17 protein-coding genes, 1 tRNA gene and 1 riboswitch are annotated in these 17,445 nt (G+C 34.3%); of the genes, 14 read left to right on the top strand and 4 right to left on the bottom strand.

The features are described 5' to 3' along the window. Nucleotides 1-66: 66 nt before the first annotated feature. From K337_RS0111560 to tuf, 4 genes are all read left to right on the top strand, one after another. Nucleotides 67-1,032 (top strand): gluconeogenesis factor YvcK family protein, encoded by a 966-nt coding sequence (locus K337_RS0111560; protein ID WP_028856753.1) that lies wholly within the window; start codon nucleotides 67-69, stop codon nucleotides 1,030-1,032. 16 nt (nucleotides 1,033-1,048) lie between these two features. Continuing rightward, a complete protein-coding gene (locus K337_RS0111555) occupies nucleotides 1,049-1,981 on the top strand; it encodes a radical SAM protein (RefSeq protein WP_028856752.1) in 933 nt (310 codons plus the stop codon). 74 nt (nucleotides 1,982-2,055) lie between these two features. Next, nucleotides 2,056-2,140, top strand: a tRNA-Tyr gene (locus K337_RS0111550). A gap of 137 nt (nucleotides 2,141-2,277) precedes the next feature. Beyond that, the gene (gene tuf, locus K337_RS0111545) at nucleotides 2,278-3,462 is read left to right on the top strand and encodes an elongation factor Tu (protein ID WP_028855024.1); all 1,185 of its coding nucleotides are present in this window, start codon (nucleotides 2,278-2,280) and stop codon (nucleotides 3,460-3,462) included. 188 nt (nucleotides 3,463-3,650) lie between these two features. Here the strand turns inward: tuf and metK are convergent, their stop codons facing one another. The 4 genes from metK to K337_RS0111525 are packed head-to-tail and all read right to left on the bottom strand — an operon-like array spanning nucleotide 3,651 to nucleotide 7,954. Next, nucleotides 3,651-4,808, bottom strand: a complete 1,158-nt coding sequence (gene metK, locus K337_RS0111540) for a methionine adenosyltransferase (protein ID WP_028856751.1) — start codon at nucleotides 4,806-4,808, stop codon at nucleotides 3,651-3,653. A gap of 50 nt (nucleotides 4,809-4,858) precedes the next feature. Next, complete coding sequence (locus tag K337_RS0111535; RefSeq protein WP_028856750.1) at nucleotides 4,859-5,686, bottom strand: energy-coupling factor transporter transmembrane component T family protein; 828 nt, start codon at nucleotides 5,684-5,686, stop codon at nucleotides 4,859-4,861. Then, the gene (locus tag K337_RS0111530) at nucleotides 5,687-7,390 is read right to left on the bottom strand and encodes an ABC transporter ATP-binding protein (RefSeq protein ID WP_037029376.1); all 1,704 of its coding nucleotides are present in this window, start codon (nucleotides 7,388-7,390) and stop codon (nucleotides 5,687-5,689) included. Nucleotides 7,391-7,411: 21 nt separating this feature from the next. After that, nucleotides 7,412-7,954, bottom strand: coding sequence for an ECF-type riboflavin transporter substrate-binding protein (locus K337_RS0111525; protein WP_037029375.1), 543 nt, complete (start codon nucleotides 7,952-7,954; stop codon nucleotides 7,412-7,414). Between the two features lie 72 nt (nucleotides 7,955-8,026). Next, a riboswitch (SAM riboswitch) is annotated at nucleotides 8,027-8,128 on the bottom strand. Nucleotides 8,129-8,273: 145 nt separating this feature from the next. On the opposite strand from K337_RS0111525, the gene K337_RS0111520 reads away from it, so the two are divergent. From K337_RS0111520 to K337_RS0111475, 10 genes are all read left to right on the top strand, one after another. Beyond that, the gene (locus K337_RS0111520) at nucleotides 8,274-9,089 is read left to right on the top strand and encodes a MipA/OmpV family protein (RefSeq protein WP_028856747.1); all 816 of its coding nucleotides are present in this window, start codon (nucleotides 8,274-8,276) and stop codon (nucleotides 9,087-9,089) included. Nucleotides 9,090-9,211: 122 nt separating this feature from the next. Further along, complete coding sequence (rfaE1, locus tag K337_RS0111515; RefSeq protein WP_028856746.1) at nucleotides 9,212-10,201, top strand: D-glycero-beta-D-manno-heptose-7-phosphate kinase; 990 nt, start codon at nucleotides 9,212-9,214, stop codon at nucleotides 10,199-10,201. 9 nt (nucleotides 10,202-10,210) lie between these two features. Further along, a complete protein-coding gene (gene ispF / locus K337_RS0111510; protein WP_028856745.1) occupies nucleotides 10,211-10,693 on the top strand; it encodes a 2-C-methyl-D-erythritol 2,4-cyclodiphosphate synthase in 483 nt (160 codons plus the stop codon). 457 nt (nucleotides 10,694-11,150) lie between these two features. Beyond that, nucleotides 11,151-12,050 (top strand): DNA-processing protein DprA, encoded by a 900-nt coding sequence (locus tag K337_RS18365; protein WP_169712886.1) that lies wholly within the window; start codon nucleotides 11,151-11,153, stop codon nucleotides 12,048-12,050. A 187-nt stretch (nucleotides 12,051-12,237) separates the two neighbouring features. Further along, on the top strand, nucleotides 12,238-13,554 hold the full coding sequence (gene rsxC, locus K337_RS0111500) for an electron transport complex subunit RsxC (protein WP_028856744.1): 1,317 nt from the start codon (nucleotides 12,238-12,240) through the stop codon (nucleotides 13,552-13,554). Between the two features lie 103 nt (nucleotides 13,555-13,657). After that, nucleotides 13,658-14,587 carry an RnfABCDGE type electron transport complex subunit D gene (locus K337_RS0111495; protein ID WP_028856743.1) on the top strand — a complete coding sequence of 310 codons (930 nt, stop codon included), beginning with the start codon at nucleotides 13,658-13,660 and terminating at the stop codon, nucleotides 14,585-14,587. Then, complete coding sequence (locus K337_RS0111490) at nucleotides 14,584-15,117, top strand: RnfABCDGE type electron transport complex subunit G (protein ID WP_028856742.1); 534 nt, start codon at nucleotides 14,584-14,586, stop codon at nucleotides 15,115-15,117. The genes K337_RS0111495 and K337_RS0111490 overlap by 4 nt, the downstream gene beginning before the upstream one ends. Next, nucleotides 15,117-15,722, top strand: a complete 606-nt coding sequence (locus K337_RS0111485) for an RnfABCDGE type electron transport complex subunit E (protein ID WP_028856741.1) — start codon at nucleotides 15,117-15,119, stop codon at nucleotides 15,720-15,722. Before K337_RS0111490 ends, K337_RS0111485 begins: the two co-directional genes overlap by 1 nt. A 3-nt stretch (nucleotides 15,723-15,725) precedes the next feature. Further along, a complete protein-coding gene (gene rsxA, locus K337_RS0111480) occupies nucleotides 15,726-16,310 on the top strand; it encodes an electron transport complex subunit RsxA (protein ID WP_028856740.1) in 585 nt (194 codons plus the stop codon). A gap of 40 nt (nucleotides 16,311-16,350) precedes the next feature. Beyond that, nucleotides 16,351-17,376 carry an RnfABCDGE type electron transport complex subunit B gene (locus tag K337_RS0111475; RefSeq protein ID WP_037029374.1) on the top strand — a complete coding sequence of 342 codons (1,026 nt, stop codon included), beginning with the start codon at nucleotides 16,351-16,353 and terminating at the stop codon, nucleotides 17,374-17,376. The last annotated feature ends 69 nt before the right edge of the window (nucleotides 17,377-17,445 follow it).

The following is a 17,445-nucleotide window of genomic DNA, read 5'->3' as shown; positions in this document are numbered from 1 at the left end:
TTTTTTATAAGAGTAGAATAATCTTGTGCTATACTTGTAATGGGTAAAATAAAAAAGAGGTGACTTATGAAAAATAAACCAAAGGTAGTGGTACTAGGTGGTGGAACTGGTCTCTCTAACTTATTGAGAGGGTTAAAATATTTTCCATTAGATATCACTGCTATAGTTACAGTGGCAGATGACGGTGGATCTTCTGGAAGACTCAGAACAGAATTTAATATTCCGGCACCAGGTGACATAAGAAATGTTATGATAGCACTGAGTGAATTTGAAAGTAAGGGAGAGGAACTCCTAAATTATAGATTTGGCGGAACCAGTGATCTGGCCGGCCATCCAATAGGTAATCTTATGCTGACGGCCATGATAAATATGGAAGGTAACATAGTCGATGGAATAAAGGCACTAAATGAAGTGTTGAATATAAAGGGAACGGTATTACCGGCTACTTCTAGCAGCTGTACTCTAATTGCAGAGATGGAAGATGGTCAGATAGTAATGGGAGAATCTAAGATACCTGCTGTCAATAAAAAAATAAAAAAAGTGTATTTTGATAAAAAACCTAAGGCAGTCAGGGAAACTGTATCAGCTATCGAACAGGCCGATATGGTGATAGTTGGGATTGGAAGTCTCTATACAAGTATTATGCCGAATTTAATCATTGAGGAAATAAGAGATGCTGTATTAAAATCAGATGCTCATAAAATATATGTATCCAATGCTATGGAACAGCCTGGAGAAACTGCAGGTTATAGTGTGGGAGACCATATAAAAGCTATATATTCCCATGTGGGAGAAGAATTTTTTAATTCTGTCATAGTAAATAGTAAAAAAATTCCAAATAATATTTTGGCAAAATATAAGGAACAGGATGTTAAGGAGATAAAGATAGATTTGGAAAATCTAAAAAAATATTCTCTTAAAATAATTCAGGAACCACTCATAGAAATAAGTGAAAATGAAACAGTAAGACACAATCCATTGAAATTAGCATCAACTATATATTCATTGGTATTAGGAAAGATGAAACTGTAAAAAAGGGGGATTAAGAGTGTATAAATATATATTTGGACCGGTACCTTCTAGAAGATTAGGAGTTTCTCTAGGTGTGGACTTGGTTATGGCTAAAACATGTAATTTGGATTGTATCTATTGTGAATGTGGATCTACAACTAAATTTTATAATATGAGAGATAGCTATATAGATATAGATAGATTGATAGGGGAACTTGAAGATGTATTACAGAATTTGACTCCCGATTATATAACTTTTTCAGGAAGTGGAGAACCAACATTAAATAAAGATTTAGGTACAATAATCAAAAAAGTAAGAAAGATATATAGTGGTAAAATAGCAGTTATAACTAATTCCAGTCTTCTAAATAATTTAGATGTAAGGGAATCTTTAGAAGAAGCAGATCTAATCATTCCATCTTTAGATGCAATATCAGAAGATGTATTTAAAAGGATGAACAGGCCTATCGAAGGTTTATCTGCTATAAATATCTTAGATGGGATGACTGAATTTTTATCTGTAACTAAAAAAGAGGTGTATCTAGAGATCTTTATAGTAGAGGGAATAAACGATGGCGTGAAGGAGCTAGAAAAATTTGTAGAATATCTCAAAGATAAAAAAATAACTACAATTCAATTGAATACTTTGGCTAGACCTGGAGCTGTACGAGAGGTAAAGCCAGCTACTATAAAAAGGTTGTCTGAAATTAAGGATTATTTTATAAGTTCGGGTTTGAAATCTGTGGAAATTATAAAAAAATATACATCTAGGGAAGAACTTCCCAAATACAGTGAAAAATTGGAAAAACTAATCTTAAATATGCTTACTAAAAGAAAATATAGTATCGATGAGATGGTTGAATTACTCCAAAGAAACGAAGTAGAGTTGTTTAAATATTTAAATATTCTACAAAAAGAAGGTAAGGTAAAAATAGTTATTGAAAATGATCAAATCTATATAAAATCTTAAAAAAAAATAATTGACAAAATTTGTATTTTTTTATATAATTAATCGTATCTCTGTGAGAGATATAAAATACTCGTGGTTGGATTCCCGAGTGGTCAAAGGGAGCAGACTGTAAATCTGCCGGCTCAGCCTTCGAAGGTTCAAATCCTTCTCCAACCACCATTTTTTAAAACTGCACAAATTTCTTAAACTAAATATTTAAGGGAAGGGTGTGGATTTTTTTTTTAAAACAGTGAATTAGGCCATGGGGTCATAATATAAATTCAAAAATAAATTAAAATTTTTAGGAGGCTTTAACAATGGCAAAAGAGCAATTTGACAGAAGTAAACCACATGTAAATATCGGAACAATAGGTCATGTAGACCATGGAAAGACAACAACGACAGCAGCGATCTCAAAAGTATTATCTGATTTAGGATTAGCTAAAGCAGTAGACTTCGCAAACATCGACCAAGCACCAGAAGAAAGAGAAAGAGGAATCACAATAAACACAGCTCATATCGAATATGAAACTGCAAACAGACATTACGCACATGTAGATTGTCCTGGCCATGCTGACTATGTTAAGAACATGATCACAGGAGCAGCACAAATGGATGGAGCTATCTTAGTAGTTTCAGCAGCAGACGGTCCAATGCCTCAAACAAGAGAGCATATCTTACTTTCTAAGCAAGTAGGAGTACCTTACATCATCGTATACTTAAACAAAGCTGACATGGTAGACGACGAAGAATTATTAGAATTAGTAGAGATGGAAGTAAGAGAATTACTAACTGAATACGGATTCGACGGAGATGACTCTCCAGTAGTAATAGGTTCTGCATTAGGAGCATTAAATGGAGAGCAACAATGGGTAGACAAAATAATTGAATTAATGGCAGCGGTAGATTCATACATACCAACTCCAGAAAGAGCAATTGACCAACCATTCTTAATGCCAGTAGAGGACGTTTTCACTATCACAGGTAGAGGAACAGTAGTAACTGGAAGAGTAGAAAGAGGAGTAGTAAAAGTAGGAGAAGAGATTGAAATCGTAGGAATCAAAGATACAATCAAATCTACTTGTACAGGTGTAGAAATGTTCAGAAAGTTATTAGACCAAGGTCAAGCTGGAGATAACATCGGAGCATTATTAAGAGGAATCAAGAAAGAAGACGTAGAAAGAGGACAAGTTTTATGTCACCCTGGAACAATCAATCCACATACAAACTTCACAGGAGAAGTATATGTATTAACTAAAGAAGAAGGTGGAAGACATACTCCATTCTTCACAGGATACAGACCACAATTCTACTTCAGAACAACTGACATCACTGGTGCAGTACATTTACCTGAAGGAGTAGAAATGGTAATGCCTGGAGACAACATCGAAATGACTGTTGAATTAATTCATCCAATCGCAATGGACGAAGGATTAAGATTCGCAATAAGAGAAGGTGGAAGAACAGTAGCATCAGGTGTAGTAGGAAACATTACTAAGTAATTAGTGTATCTTATTCACAGATGTAAGAGTTCAACAACTTTTATATAGAGAGGAGATAACCGTTTGGTTATCTCCTTTTTTTTATTTGTTAAGATTTTATTATTGGATATATATTGATTATTAGTGAAAAAATATAGATGGGTGAATAGATAATAAAAAATGACCTCTGATACAGAGGTCATCTTTTATTATCCTATATTTAATGCTTTTTTTAATTCTTCTACCTTGTTTAATCTTTCCCAAGGAAGATCGATATCAGTTCTACCAATATGTCCAAAGGCAGCTAAATCTTGATACTTGAATTTAGGATTTCTAAGTTCAAGGGCTCCCTCTATTCCTCTAGGTGAAAGGTCGAAAATCTTCATTGTAGCTTGAGCTAATGCAATTTCTTCAACAGTTCCAGTTCCAAAAGTATCTACTTTGATAGATGTAGGATGATCTACTCCTATTGCATATGAAAGTTGTACTTCACACTTGGTAGCTAATTTAGCTCCTACGATTGTTTTTGCAACCCATCTAGCAGCATAAGCAGCTGATCTATCTACCTTTGAAGGGTCTTTTCCAGAGAATGCTCCCCCACCGTGACGGAAGAATCCACCATATGTATCTACGATGATCTTTCTACCTGTAAGTCCTGCATCTCCATGTGGCCCACCAATTACAAATCTACCAGTTGGGTTGATATGGAAGTGATTTACTTTTTTTACATCTAATTCATATTTCTCTAAAACAGGAGTGATAACTAGTTTTATAATATCTTCTTTGATAGTTTCATTTGAAACTTCAGGGTTATGTTGAACAGAAACAACAACAGTTTCTACATGATCAACATTTCCGTTTTCATCATAGGCTAATGTTACTTGAGATTTAGCATCTGGTCTAGCCCATGCTAATTCACCGCTTCTAGTAATAGCAGTTAACTTTCTGATGATCTCTCTAGATAAAACAAGTGCTAGTGGCATAAGTTCAGGAGTTTCGTCTACTGCTCCTCCGAACATGATTCCTTGGTCACCGGCTCCACCTGTGTCTACACCTTGAGAGATGTCAGGTGATTGAGAATGAATTGCATTTAATACACCACAGTCTGAATCAAATCCCATCCCTTGTCTATATCCGATCTCATCGATTTTGTTTCTAACGATTGTTTGGATATCTACGTAGGTAGTTGTAGTGATCTCTCCTCCAACTACTACTTGTCCAGTTGTACAGAAAGTCTCACAAGCTACTCTTGATTTTGGATCTTCTGCTAAACAAGCATCTAATACTGCGTCTGAAATTTGGTCTGCGATCTTATCTGGATGTCCTGGTGATACACACTCAGATGTGAAATAAGTTTTGTTTGTCATTTGTTTATTCCTCCTAATATATTAATATATATGTTAATTACGATAATTTTTTAAAATGGATACCAAAATCCGCTGAGATAAAATTTATTTATTAAAATTCCTGCAACTGCTCCTACTAGTAGGAGTGCAACGGCTAAGAAATCAAATTTACCATATTTTTTTCCATTGTACCAAGATCTGGTTTTTTCAGATCCAAATCCACGTAGGTTCATAGCATTTGAGACTACTTCTACCCTGTTTAACGAGGATAAAACCAAGGGAATAAGGATGGTGTTATAGTTTTTAAATCTATTTATAAGACTGTCTTCTCCCTTTCTAAAGGCTACTCCACGAGCTTCTTGAGCGTGCATAATATTTACAAACTCATCTCTGACATCAGGGATATACCTGAGGGCTATATTGACTGCATAGGCAATCTTATATGAAACACCGATCTTATTTAAACTACTTGCAAACCTACTAGGATGGGTAGTGAAGATAAATATGATGGTTATAGGCAGTATAGATAGATATTTTAGAGATAGCATTATTGCAAACCACAGTGTTTCATAGGTAAGGGGTCTCCCTAAAATATTAAATATAGGTGTATATTGATCTATAAGTTCCGAACCATAGGCAGGAGTTATTAAGATCAAAAATAAAGAGTTAAAGAGGGTAAATATTAGTAAGAATATTACCAATGGTTTAACTTCTTTAAATGTAATGTTTGCCATTCTTATGATGTAAGCTCCACCTAAGATAAGTCCTAAAAATACTCTGATGTCTGTAAACAGAAAGGCTACAGCTGTCCAAACTAATAACATTAAGAGTTTTATACTTCCATCTAAAGAATGGATTGGAGACTTTTTATCGATATATAAAGTTCCTGTTGTAGTCACTTATACCATCTCCTTATGATCATGATTTATAAAAGTTTCCAGCATTAATTTTTCATCTATATTAAGTACTTGTGCTAATGTTGAAACAGATATCTTCTTCAAATTTGCCTGATTTAAAATTTCTGTATGAGATAATACGTTTGAAACTGTATCGTCACAGATAATTTCTCCATTGGATAAGACAATGGCACGGTTACTGTATTCCAGGGCCAGGTGCATATCGTGGGTTATAAAAATGATACTTAATCCGGTTTTGCTTAAGTTTTCTATAAACTGCATAAATTCTAAATAATGTTTATAATCCTGTCCAGCTGTAGGCTCATCTAAGATAAGGATACTAGGGTCTAGAGCTAAGATTGTAGCGATACTCAGTCTTTTTTTCTGGCCATAGCTGAGAGCTGTTATAGGCCAATTTCTAAAGGCATGCAGCCCGCAGATCTTTAGAGTGTTTTCTGCTTTTTCTAAGATCTCATCTTTTTTATATCCACGGAGTTTTAATCCAAAACTTACCTCATCCAAGAGGGTTTCCTGGGTAATCATATGATTTGGGTTCTGCATAACGTAACCAATTTCCTGTCCTCTTTTTCTAATACTCCAGCTATCTATATTTTCTCCTTTATAGGAGATAGTTCCAGTTGATTTTTTGCAGATACCTGTGATGACCTTGGATAGTGTAGATTTACCTGCTCCATTATTTCCTAAAAGAGAGATGATTTCTCCTTTGTATAGATCAAAATTTATATTTTTAATGATGTTGTCTTTCTTATTATATGAGAAAGTTAGATTTTTAACTTCTAATATTTTTTCATTATAAGATGTAACTTTAGGTTTTACATTTTCTATCCAGTTATCTATACTTTTTTTGATATTTGGGATATTTAAACTTTCTATATTTAAGATGTCTAAGTCTTTAAGACTGATATCAGCATGTCTCATAGTTTCAATATACAGAGGTTCACGCAGTCCAAAACGTCTCAATGATCCGTTTAAGATTAATTCTACAGGAGTACCTGATGCAACTATTATTCCGTTATCGACGATGATTATCTTATCAAATTTTTCAGCTAGAACATCCTCTATCCTATGTTCTATAACAACGATAGTTTTATTGGATCTTTCGTGGACTGATGAGATCAATTTCATAGCAGATCTTCCACTTGCAGGATCTAGATTTGCCAAGGGTTCATCAAAGAGAAGAATAGGTGCTTCACTCATTACTATTCCTGCTAAGGAAGCCCTTTGTTTTAAACCACCACTCAGTTCTTGAGGACTCTTGAAGATATGATTTTCCATGTTCACTTTTTTTAGAGCCGTCATTACATTTTGTTTCATGATATCTACACTAACATTACTGTTCTCGTCTCTGAATGCAACATCTTCTCCTACACTCAGGCCTACAAACTGACCATCTTGATCCTGCAGGATGGTAGAAACATGACTGCTGATATCGAAGATACTGGTTTTATGAGGTTCTATATTGTCTATCTTTAATCCCCCGCTGATCTCACCAGCATAAGAAAATGGGATCAATCCGTTGAGACAATGTCCCAGGGTAGATTTACCTGATCCAGAAGGACCAGCAATGAGGACTTTTTCTCCCCTCTGTATAGATAGGTTTATATTTTTTAATGTTGGAGTACCTAAACTCCTATACTGAAATGTAAAATTTTTAAATTCAATAATTTTTTTTGCTTCGTTTCCCATTTGTATCTCCTTAGTTAAGTTTTATTCAGCTGTTAAGTTTTTATGCTTGCCCTTTCTTTTGGCTAACATAATTACAGCAGGAATTCCCAGCCCAGCTGTTACAACAAAGTTTGAAGCTGTGGCTATAAGGATTTGAATCCATACTTTATTTGAAGGCTCACCGTAGAAGAATACATCTCCAATATAGGCTGCAAGACCCGCTAAGATCATTCCGATCACTGCATATATATATAGTTTAACTATATGTTTTTTATTTAAAATTCCGTGTTCAGGGTCAAAACTTTTATCTAGTTTTATAAATCCCATGGAAAATCCTATCATAGCAGACAGCATAACCCAGCTCCACCATACTCCCCCATACATCATGGTATCATTTAGAGCATGACCGATAAATCCCACTAAAAATCCAACCACTGGTCCGAATAGTGCACCAAATATAGTAAGCAGTGTAACTGCTATCCTAAGAGATGTGTTGGGCCCGATAGGCAGTGATACAGCAGATAGAACACCATAGAGTGCTGCTCCTATTCCTATGGCTACAACATGTTTTGTAGTTAACTTCATTTTATTCCTCCTAATATTTTTTCAAATAAAAAAACCTCTTATTTTTACAATAAGAGGTCGAATGTTTTATTCCTCTTATCTTCACGACTTAAAATCGCTTGGATGTAGCACCTTCCCTAAATGGGGGTTGCCGGACGTCATAGGGCCAATTCCCTCAGTCTCTCTTAATAAGATGTTGCATATTTAATTTTAATTATCTTTAACAGAATAATTATACTATATTAAAAGTAGTTTGGTCAACTTTTTTAATTTTTTTATATTTTATCTTGATTAATATGGTAAGATTAACAAGAGAGTTTAAAATTGAGGAGGGAACGTTATGAAAAAAATAATTTTAGTTGTTTTTATCTTATTATCTGTATTGAGTTTTTCAGATAATGATAGAATGACGAAGGAATCGGAGCCAAAATATAAATTTTCTTTAGGGTTTTTAGGAGGGTATGGGACCAGCCTTTACCAAATAGACGAAAAACAACCGCGTTATATACCGTTTATAACTTTAGAAAGGGGAAACCTTTATATTAAAGGTGCTGAAATAGGTTATAACCATAAATTAAATTCAAAATTGACTTTGACTGGATTTTCACAACTTTTTGGAGGGATAACGCTCCAAGGGACTGCAGGGGCAATAGGTACAACCCAATTAAAGAGTTCCGATATGGAAGATGGCTATAAAGGGATAAGCAGTAGAAAGACCCAGGTGGAATTTGGATTGAGATTGGATTATGATACCAATTTTCAAAAGATAAAACTTTCAGGTGAAGTAAGGGGAGGGCAAAGAGGAGGATCAGGAAAAATATCTGCATTGAGACCTTTTGTAATAACAAATAAATTATTTATTATCCCACAGATCAACTTGAGTTTATTGGATAAAAATATGGTGAATTATTATTTTGGCGTAAGTGAAGACGAGGTAAATGACCCTAGAAACAATAAAATAGATAGTGCTTATAACCCTGATGGATTTGCATATGCTTCAGCTGTAGGAGTATCGATCAGATACAGTGTTACTCCTAAATTTTCAGTATTTAGTTTAGCGGAGATACAGTATGTAGGGGATAAAATTGGAGATTCCCCCATTGTAGATAATAGAGCAAATCATTCTGTTGGATTAGGTATGAGATATGATTTTTAAAAAATAAATATAGTCAGTTTAATGAACCGTGACAGTTGTTTGTCACGGTTTTTAAAATTGAAAAAATGCAGATGTGATGTTATACTAATAGTACATAAAAAATGTGATCCATGGGAGGAAAAATGGTTGGTAAAACTAGATTAATAAATATTTTAGATAAATTTAAAGATATGACAATCGCAGTAATAGGGGATATGATGTTAGATGACTATATTATAGGAGAGGTTACAAGAATATCGCCAGAAGCTCCAGTACCTGTAGTGAATGTAAAGGAGGAAAGGTTTGTTTTAGGCGGTGGAGCCAATGTCCTAAATAACTTATCTGCTCTTTCGTGTAACTGTCATTCCTTTGGGGTAATAGGAGATGACGGTAATGGAACTAGGTTATTGAATGAATTAAAGAAAGAAAAGATAAATACAGTGGGAGTAGTAATTGCAGAAGATAGACCTACCATAGTAAAAAGGAGAATAATCGCTCAGCACCAGCAGTTATTGAGACTGGATTGGGAAGATAAAAAAGATATAACTCCATACCATGAAGAACTGATCATTGAAAATTTGAAGCCTCATTTAGATAAATTAGATGCCATAATCTTATCGGATTATGATAAGGGAGTACTTACACCTAGTTTAGCAAAAAGAGTTATTGAAATAGCACGTGAGAACAACATAATAGTAACTGTAGATCCGAAACCAAGTAATGCCATAAACTATATAGGAGCTACATCTATGACTCCTAATAGAAAGGAAGCTATGGAATGTATGGGGTTATCTAAGATAGAAGATACAGAGAAACTTGGTTTAGAATTAAAAGCCAAATTAAACTTAGAGAACTTACTTCTTACTAGAAGTGAGGAGGGAATGAGTATATTCTTAGAGGATGAGATTATAAATATTCCTACCTTTGCTAAGGAAGTATATGATGTAACTGGAGCAGGTGATACTGTTATTTCTGTATTTACACTGGCAGCAGCAGCAGGAGCATCATGGCATGAGGCAGCAAAGATAGCTAATGTAGCAGCAGGAGTAGTAGTTGGAAGAATGGGGACATCTACTGTAACTAAAGAAGAAATAGTAGAATTTTATGAAAAAATTTACCATGAATGGAAGTAGGTTGAGACTATGTATAGGATAGGAAATGGATATGATGTTCATAGATTGATAGAGGGAAGAAAATTGATATTAGGCGGTATAGAAATACCATTTGAAAAAGGATTGCTGGGACATTCAGATGCAGATGTATTGATCCATGCTATCATGGATGGATTATTAGGAGCTTTGGCTTTAGGAGATATAGGACAGCATTTTCCAGATACAGATGAGGCCTATAAGGGAATATCCAGCATAAAACTATTAAATCATGTCAAGAAACTTATAGATGAGAAAGGTTTTGAGATAGTGAATATTGATTCTCAAATAGTGATGCAGCAGCCGAAATTAAAACCTTATATTGTTGAGATGAGGAAAAATTTAGCTGAAGAATTAGAATTAGAATTAAACAGGGTAAGTGTAAAAGCTACAACTGAAGAAAAATTAGGATTTACTGGAGAAGAAATAGGGGTAAAATCCTATGCGGTGGTGCTATTGAAAGAGAAAAATAAATAGGTTGAAAAGGTTTTTGGAATTATTTCAAAAGCCTTTTTTTTGATTTTTATAAAATAATTACATTAGAAATCTCATTAAAAGATTATTATTTATACTATTTTAGTATAAATATAAAAAAGAAGCTTGTTTTTTAATGATTTTTAAGTTATATACAATACTGATTAAATACTTATATTTTGTTTTTAATAAAAATTTTATCAATAATTGTTAAAAAAATCACGACTATGTGTATGAAGGAGTTGATAGGAGGTATTTTGTGATTTACGAAAAGAGAGACTTAATGTTGTTTTCACTTATATATTCAGATGTTTGAGAGGGAAGATATCCAGCTCCTAAATTAAGCCACGACATCCTTTATAAGTTATTTTTTTATTCTGCTGACAGAAAACAAAATGTATTTAAATTGGAGAGGAACTCCCTAAAAAAAATAATTTTAGAATCAGTGCATCTGTTAAAGTTGGAAAATCCCAGAATAAAGGCTGAAAAAAGAGTAGAAAATACACTCTTATATTTTTTATCAAAAGACGGGATTTTAAACCTAGAAAGATTAAAATCTAAGATAGATGAGGAATTTGAGATCTGTGAAAAAGAGGGAATAGAATATATAGGATATTTTTCTAAAAATTATCCTGAAAATTTAAAGGAGTTGAAAGATCCTCCCTTTATGATATTTTACAGGGGCTATTTTCCCGATGAGAATGAGTTGGAAAAATCTTTAGCTATAATTGGCAGCCGAAAACCAGAGAAAAAATATGGACAAGAAGTGGCTAAAAGGATGGGGGTCTTGCTAGCCCAAAACAATTGGTGGAATATCAGCGGATTAGCCCTTGGGTGTGATGAGTGTGGTCATCTGGGAAGTCTTGAGGGAGATGGGAAAACTGGGGCGATATTAGGTCAGGGGTTAGGAACTCCTATATATCCTAAAAAAAATAGGGAATTAGCAGAAAGAATATTAGAAAAAAATGGATTTTTGATGTCGGAACTCCCACCAACAACTTCTAACTTGTCTATATTTTTTATTTTGAGGAACCGCCTCCAGTCTGGGATGACTCAGGGGATCTTTGTGGTGCAGACAGGTAGATCTGGTGGCACCCTTCATACCATCAAATATTCTTTGATGCAGGAACGAAAAACAATTATTTGGGATCCAGGTCATATAGAGGAACTGAAGGGGGTGGATGAAGTTTTAGGAAATAAAATATTGATTGAGGATAGAAAAGATAAGTTGGGAGTTTCTATAGGAGGAGACTTGAGGAAAAAAATATTGAAGATAAAACAGGCCAAAGAAATCTATGAAATTTTAAATGAAAAAAGTTCAAAAAAATGTATTATATTTCATAATAAAACCTTATTTTAGGGTGAAAAATCTGTATAGCTATAGTTAACATATTTATGGAGAAAAAACGTTATTTTGGGTCTCAAAGGAGAAAAGTAATTAATTCACAACACTAATTGTTGTATTAGTGAACGAATTGTGGTAAAATTAAGGGCAAATTTCGAAAAAAATAATTAAATATAAATTAACAAAAAGGAGTGTTTTGTAGATGAAACTGTTTACGTTCAAAGGCGGGGTTCACCCTTCTGAAAACAAGGTACAGACTGAAAATGAAGCTATTCAAACTTTTGACGCACCGAAGATGGTACATGTAGCATTATTGCAACATATTGGTGCACCACTAAATGCCTTGGTTAAACCTGGGGATAGAGTATTGAAAGGTCAAAAAATTGCCGATAGTGAAGCTTTTATGTCAGCACCGGTTCATTCATCAGTGAGTGGAGTAGTTAAGAAAATTGAATTTTTACCATTTCCACTAAGTGGAAAGGTAAATACTATCATTATTGAAAATGATGGAGAAGAAGAATTAGCAGAATTAACAACGATAAAAGATTGGAAAACAGCACCTAAAGAAGACCTACTTGCAATGATTAGAGAAAAAGGAATAGTTGGAGTAGGAGGAGCATGTTTCCCGACTCATATAAAACTTAACCCGCCAAAAGATGTGACTATCGACACTTTAGTGATGAATGGAGCAGAATGTGAGCCGTATCTAAATGCAGATAACAGACTTATGTTAGAAGATCCTAAATCAATTATTGAGGGAATAAAAATCATCATGCATGTCTTAGGAGTTAAGAATGCTAAGATTGGTATTGAAAACAATAAGCCAGAAGCTATAGCTTCTATGATAAAAGCTAGTGAAGGGGATAATGGTATAGAAGTCTGTCCTCTGAAAACTCAATACCCGCAAGGTGGAGAGAAGCAGCTTATCAAAGCTATCTTAGATAGAGAGGTTCCAAGTGGAAAATTACCTTCTGCTGTAGGAGTAGTAGTACAAAATACTGCAACGGCAGCTTTAGTATATGAAGGAATTGTTAAAGGAATGCCCCTTATTGAAAAAGTTGTAACTATCTCAGGAAAAGCAGTTAAAAAGCCTATGAACTTAAAAGTTAGAATAGGAACTATGTTTAGAGATATGTTAGATTATGCAGGTGTAGAGAGAGAAGAGGTAGACAAACTTGTTATGGGTGGACCTATGATGGGAATGGCTCAACATTCTGAAGACGTACCAGTAGTTAAAGGGACATCTGGTTTATTAGCTCTTACAACGGCAGAAACAAATCCTTGTAAGGCTAAAAACTGTATTCTTTGTGGGAAATGTATAGGAGCCTGTCCAATGGGATTAGAGCCTCTTATGTATGCTAAATTAGCTAAATTTAATCAATGGGAAGAGATGGGGAAATATAAATTAATGGATTGTATCTCATGTGGATCTTGTTCATATATTTGTCCGGCAAACAGACCGTTGACGGAAGCTATCAATATTGGAAAAGCTAAATTAAGAGCTATGCCAAGAAAATAATTCTTCCTTATTTATGGAATCTCATAATTATTTAAATTAATATAATAAAAATCGAGATGTAAAATATGAAGAGTAAATTTAATTGAAATTAGGAGGCAAAAAAGTGGCGAAATTGTTAAAGATGGGTCCTTCACCACATGTAAGAACTAGTGAAACAGTAGAAAAAGTAATGTACGACGTAATAATAGCACTATTACCAGCATTACTTATGGCAGTTTATGTATTTGGAATACAGGCACTGACTACTACTTTGATTGCAGTTGGAACATGTATGGCAACTGAAGGAATTATGCAAAAAATAATGGGTAAGGATATAGATATAAAAGATGGAAGTGCAATTATAACGGGTATATTATTTGCATTCGTTGTACCAGTAACTATGGCGTATTGGATAGTTATAGTTGGATCTGTAATTTCTATCCTATTAGGAAAGATGTTATTTGGTGGATTAGGACATAATATATTCAATCCTGCATTGGTTGGTAGAGCGTTTGTTCAAGCGTCTTGGCCTGTAGCTATAACAACATTTGTATTAGATGGTCAGGCAGGACCAACTATGTTAGATGCTATGAAAAGAGGATTAGACGGAACACTAGTTGCAGCAGGAAATCCATATGTGAATGCCTTATTAGGTAAAATGGGTGGAACGATTGGAGAAACTTCAGCATTGGCCCTTCTACTAGGGGGAGCTTACTTAATCTATAAAGGACAAGTAAACTGGAAAGTACCGGCTATTATAATAGGGACTGTAGGAGTCGGAGCATTTTTATTCGGCGGAGATCCAATAATGCATATGTTATCTGGAGGATTATTCTTAGGAGCATTCTTCATGGCAACAGATATGGTAACTTCTCCATATACTGAAAAAGGTCAAATGATATTTGCCTTTGGAATAGGAGCTTTGGTAACTTTAATCAGATTTAAAGGTGGATATCCTGAAGGTATGGCATACTCTATCTTAATAATGAATGGAGTTGTACCGCTTATCAATAAATACACTAAACCGAAGATGTTTGGAGGTGTAGCAAAATAATGAATAGATTAGTACATTATGGTGCTGTATTATTAGTAATAGCAGCGATTGCAGCTGGACTATTATCTAGTGTAAATACAATAACTGCACCACAAATAGAAAAGATAAACAAAGAGATAGTAAATGAAGCTAGAAAAGAAGTGATGCCATTGGCATCAGAATTTAAAGAATCAGAAGAGATAACAGCTGGAGAGGAAACATTTATTCCAGGTTATGATGCTACAGGAAATTTAGTAGGGTATGCAAGTACTGTAAAAACTAATGGATATTCTGGTGTGATAACTTTCGTATTAGGATTAGATACTAAGGGAACTATCACTGGTCTAAAGGTTACAGGGCAGTCAGAAACTCCTGGATTAGGAACAAATGTAGACAATGCTGATTGGCAGGCTCTTTGGATTGGTAGAGATGAATCTTATGAATTTGATAAAAGTATAGACGGTTTTGCAGGAGCTACAATATCTCCTATGGCTGTATTTACTGGAGTAAAAAAATCAACTAAAGCATTTGAAGCAGAGGTGAAAAACTAATGGCTAAGAATAATTATATAAAACTTTTAACAGATCCATTAATTAAAGGAAATCCGGTATTTGTATTATTACTTGGATTATGTCCTACACTAGGTGTAACTAACTCTGCTATAAATGGTATGGCAATGGGACTAGCAACACTAGTAGTTTTATCATGTTCAAATGTAATCATATCAGCTATAAAAAACTTGATACCAGCAAAGGTTAGAATACCAGCTTATATCATTGTAATAGCTACTTTAGTAACTATCGTACAGATGGTAATGCAAGGGTACCTTCCAGATCTATATGCAGTATTAGGGTTATTCTTACCTCTAATAGTTGTTAACTGTATAATCTTAGGAAGAGCTGAAAGTTTTGCTTCTAAAAATGGAATATTTCCTTCATTATTAGATGGTATTGGAAATGGATTAGGATTCACTTTAGCACTTACAGTATTAGGTGCTATCAGAGAAATTTTAGGAAATGGAAGTTTCTTCGGATTACAATTGACTCCTCCAACATTCCAACCGGCGTTAATATTCATATTAGCACCTGGAGCATTTATAACAATTGGTTTTATCATAGCGACACAAAATTTTATTAAGATGAAAAAGGAGGGATAATCGATGGATTTAGGAAATTTATTTGGAATCATATTTGGTTCTATATTTATAAATAACTTTGTATTTGCTAAATTTTTAGGGATATGTCCTTTCATGGGTGTTTCTAAAAAGGTAGAATCTTCAATAGGAATGGGGATGGCTGTTACTTTCGTAATGACATTAGCATCAGCAGTAACTTGGGTAGTACAAAACTATCTATTAGTTCCTTTTGGATTAGAATATTTACAGACAATAGCATTTATATTAATAATAGCTTCATTGGTACAATTTGTTGAGATGGCAGTACAAAAGACTTCACCTAACCTTTATAAGGCTTTAGGAGTATTTTTACCACTTATCACAACTAACTGTGCAGTACTAGGGGTAGCAATTTTAAACATTCAAGAGAAGTATAACTTTATTGAAACTGTTGTAAACGGTATGGCAGCAGCAATAGGATTTACTATGGCACTTATCTTACTTGCAGGAATAAGAGAAAGATTAGAGTATGCTGATGTACCAAAACCATTCCAAGGTGTAGCAATAGCCTTTGTCACAGCTGGATTATTAGCTATGGCATTTATGGGATTCTCTGGGATGAAAATATAATTTAAATAATTAATCTATGACATAGATTTGGAGGTTAGAAATGATATACGCTATATTAGTATTAGGAGGAATAGGTCTTACTATGGGACTATTCTTAGCCTTTGCTTCAAAGAAATTTGAGGTAGAGATAGATCCTAATGTTGAAAAAATAATGGATATATTACCTGGTGCCAATTGTGGTGCTTGTGGATTCCCTGGATGTGGAGGGTATGCAGAAGCAGTAGCATTAGAAGGTGCTAACCCTGCATTATGTGCTCCTGGTGGTTCACAGGTTGTAAATGATATAGCAGCTATTATGGGTGGAGAAGGTGCTGACCCGAGTGCTGTAAAGCAGGTGGCTAGAGTAAAATGTCAAGGAGATAACTCTAAGACAACTAAGATATATGATCTTAATACTGAGATGAAAACATGTGCTACATCTACCCTTTATTTTGGTGGAGATAAGTCATGCTGGCATGGCTGTTTAGGATATGGAGACTGTGTAAAAGTATGTCCTGCTGATGCAATAGAGATTAATGCAAGAGGAATTGCAGTTATAAATGAGGAAAAATGTATCTCATGTACTAAGTGTGTGAAGGAATGTCCTAAAAATATCATAGAGATGATGCCGGAAAATCAAAAAGTAACGGTACTATGTAACTCTAAAGATAAGGGCGCTCAAGCTAGAAAATCTTGTACTGTAGCATGTATCGCATGTGGAATGTGTGTGAAGGCATGTCCAGTAGAGGTAAAAGATGCTGACGGAAACATAACTAAGGCTATTACAGTAACTAATAACTTAGCTAAAATTGATAAAGATCTTTGTATCAACTGCGGACTTTGCTCAATGAAGTGTCCAACAAATGCAATAATAAATGAGATTAAAGAGGTTAAGAAAGCTGAAGTAATCGAAGAAAAATGTATTGGTTGTACAGCTTGTGCAAGAGTATGTCCGGTTGCTTGTATTGAAGGAGCAGTTAAAGAAAAGCATAAAGTTGACCAGGAAAAATGTATTGGCTGCGGGCTTTGTTTCGATAAGTGTAAATTCTCTGCAATTAAGATGAATGTAACTGAAATAAGAAAATAAACCTATAGTAATAATCTTAAATAGGGATAGATAAAAAAGCAGAATCATAGATTTATGGTTCTGCTTTTT

The sequence above is a fragment of the Psychrilyobacter atlanticus DSM 19335 genome, from assembly GCF_000426625.1.
In the GTDB taxonomy this organism is placed as follows: domain Bacteria; phylum Fusobacteriota; class Fusobacteriia; order Fusobacteriales; family Fusobacteriaceae; genus Psychrilyobacter; species Psychrilyobacter atlanticus.
Note: the sequence above shows the minus strand (reverse complement) of the source record. Positions and strands in the feature narration are given on the sequence as shown.

What these genes read in the sequence shown, in the direction of transcription:
- K337_RS0111525 (WP_037029375.1), bottom strand. Translation starts at nt 7,954, where the DNA reads ATGAAGTTAACTACAAAACATGTTGTAGCCATAGGAATAGGAGCAGCA.
- rsxC (WP_028856744.1), top strand. Translation starts at nt 12,238, where the DNA reads ATGAAACTGTTTACGTTCAAAGGCGGGGTTCACCCTTCTGAAAACAAG.
- K337_RS0111475 (WP_037029374.1), top strand. Translation starts at nt 16,351, where the DNA reads ATGATATACGCTATATTAGTATTAGGAGGAATAGGTCTTACTATGGGA.
- rfaE1 (WP_028856746.1), top strand. Translation starts at nt 9,212, where the DNA reads ATGGTTGGTAAAACTAGATTAATAAATATTTTAGATAAATTTAAAGAT.
- K337_RS0111485 (WP_028856741.1), top strand. Translation starts at nt 15,117, where the DNA reads ATGGCTAAGAATAATTATATAAAACTTTTAACAGATCCATTAATTAAA.
- K337_RS0111520 (WP_028856747.1), top strand. Translation starts at nt 8,274, where the DNA reads ATGAAAAAAATAATTTTAGTTGTTTTTATCTTATTATCTGTATTGAGT.
- rsxA (WP_028856740.1), top strand. Translation starts at nt 15,726, where the DNA reads ATGGATTTAGGAAATTTATTTGGAATCATATTTGGTTCTATATTTATA.
- K337_RS0111560 (WP_028856753.1), top strand. Translation starts at nt 67, where the DNA reads ATGAAAAATAAACCAAAGGTAGTGGTACTAGGTGGTGGAACTGGTCTC.
- K337_RS0111530 (WP_037029376.1), bottom strand. Translation starts at nt 7,390, where the DNA reads ATGGGAAACGAAGCAAAAAAAATTATTGAATTTAAAAATTTTACATTT.
- ispF (WP_028856745.1), top strand. Translation starts at nt 10,211, where the DNA reads ATGTATAGGATAGGAAATGGATATGATGTTCATAGATTGATAGAGGGA.
- tuf (WP_028855024.1), top strand. Translation starts at nt 2,278, where the DNA reads ATGGCAAAAGAGCAATTTGACAGAAGTAAACCACATGTAAATATCGGA.
- metK (WP_028856751.1), bottom strand. Translation starts at nt 4,808, where the DNA reads ATGACAAACAAAACTTATTTCACATCTGAGTGTGTATCACCAGGACAT.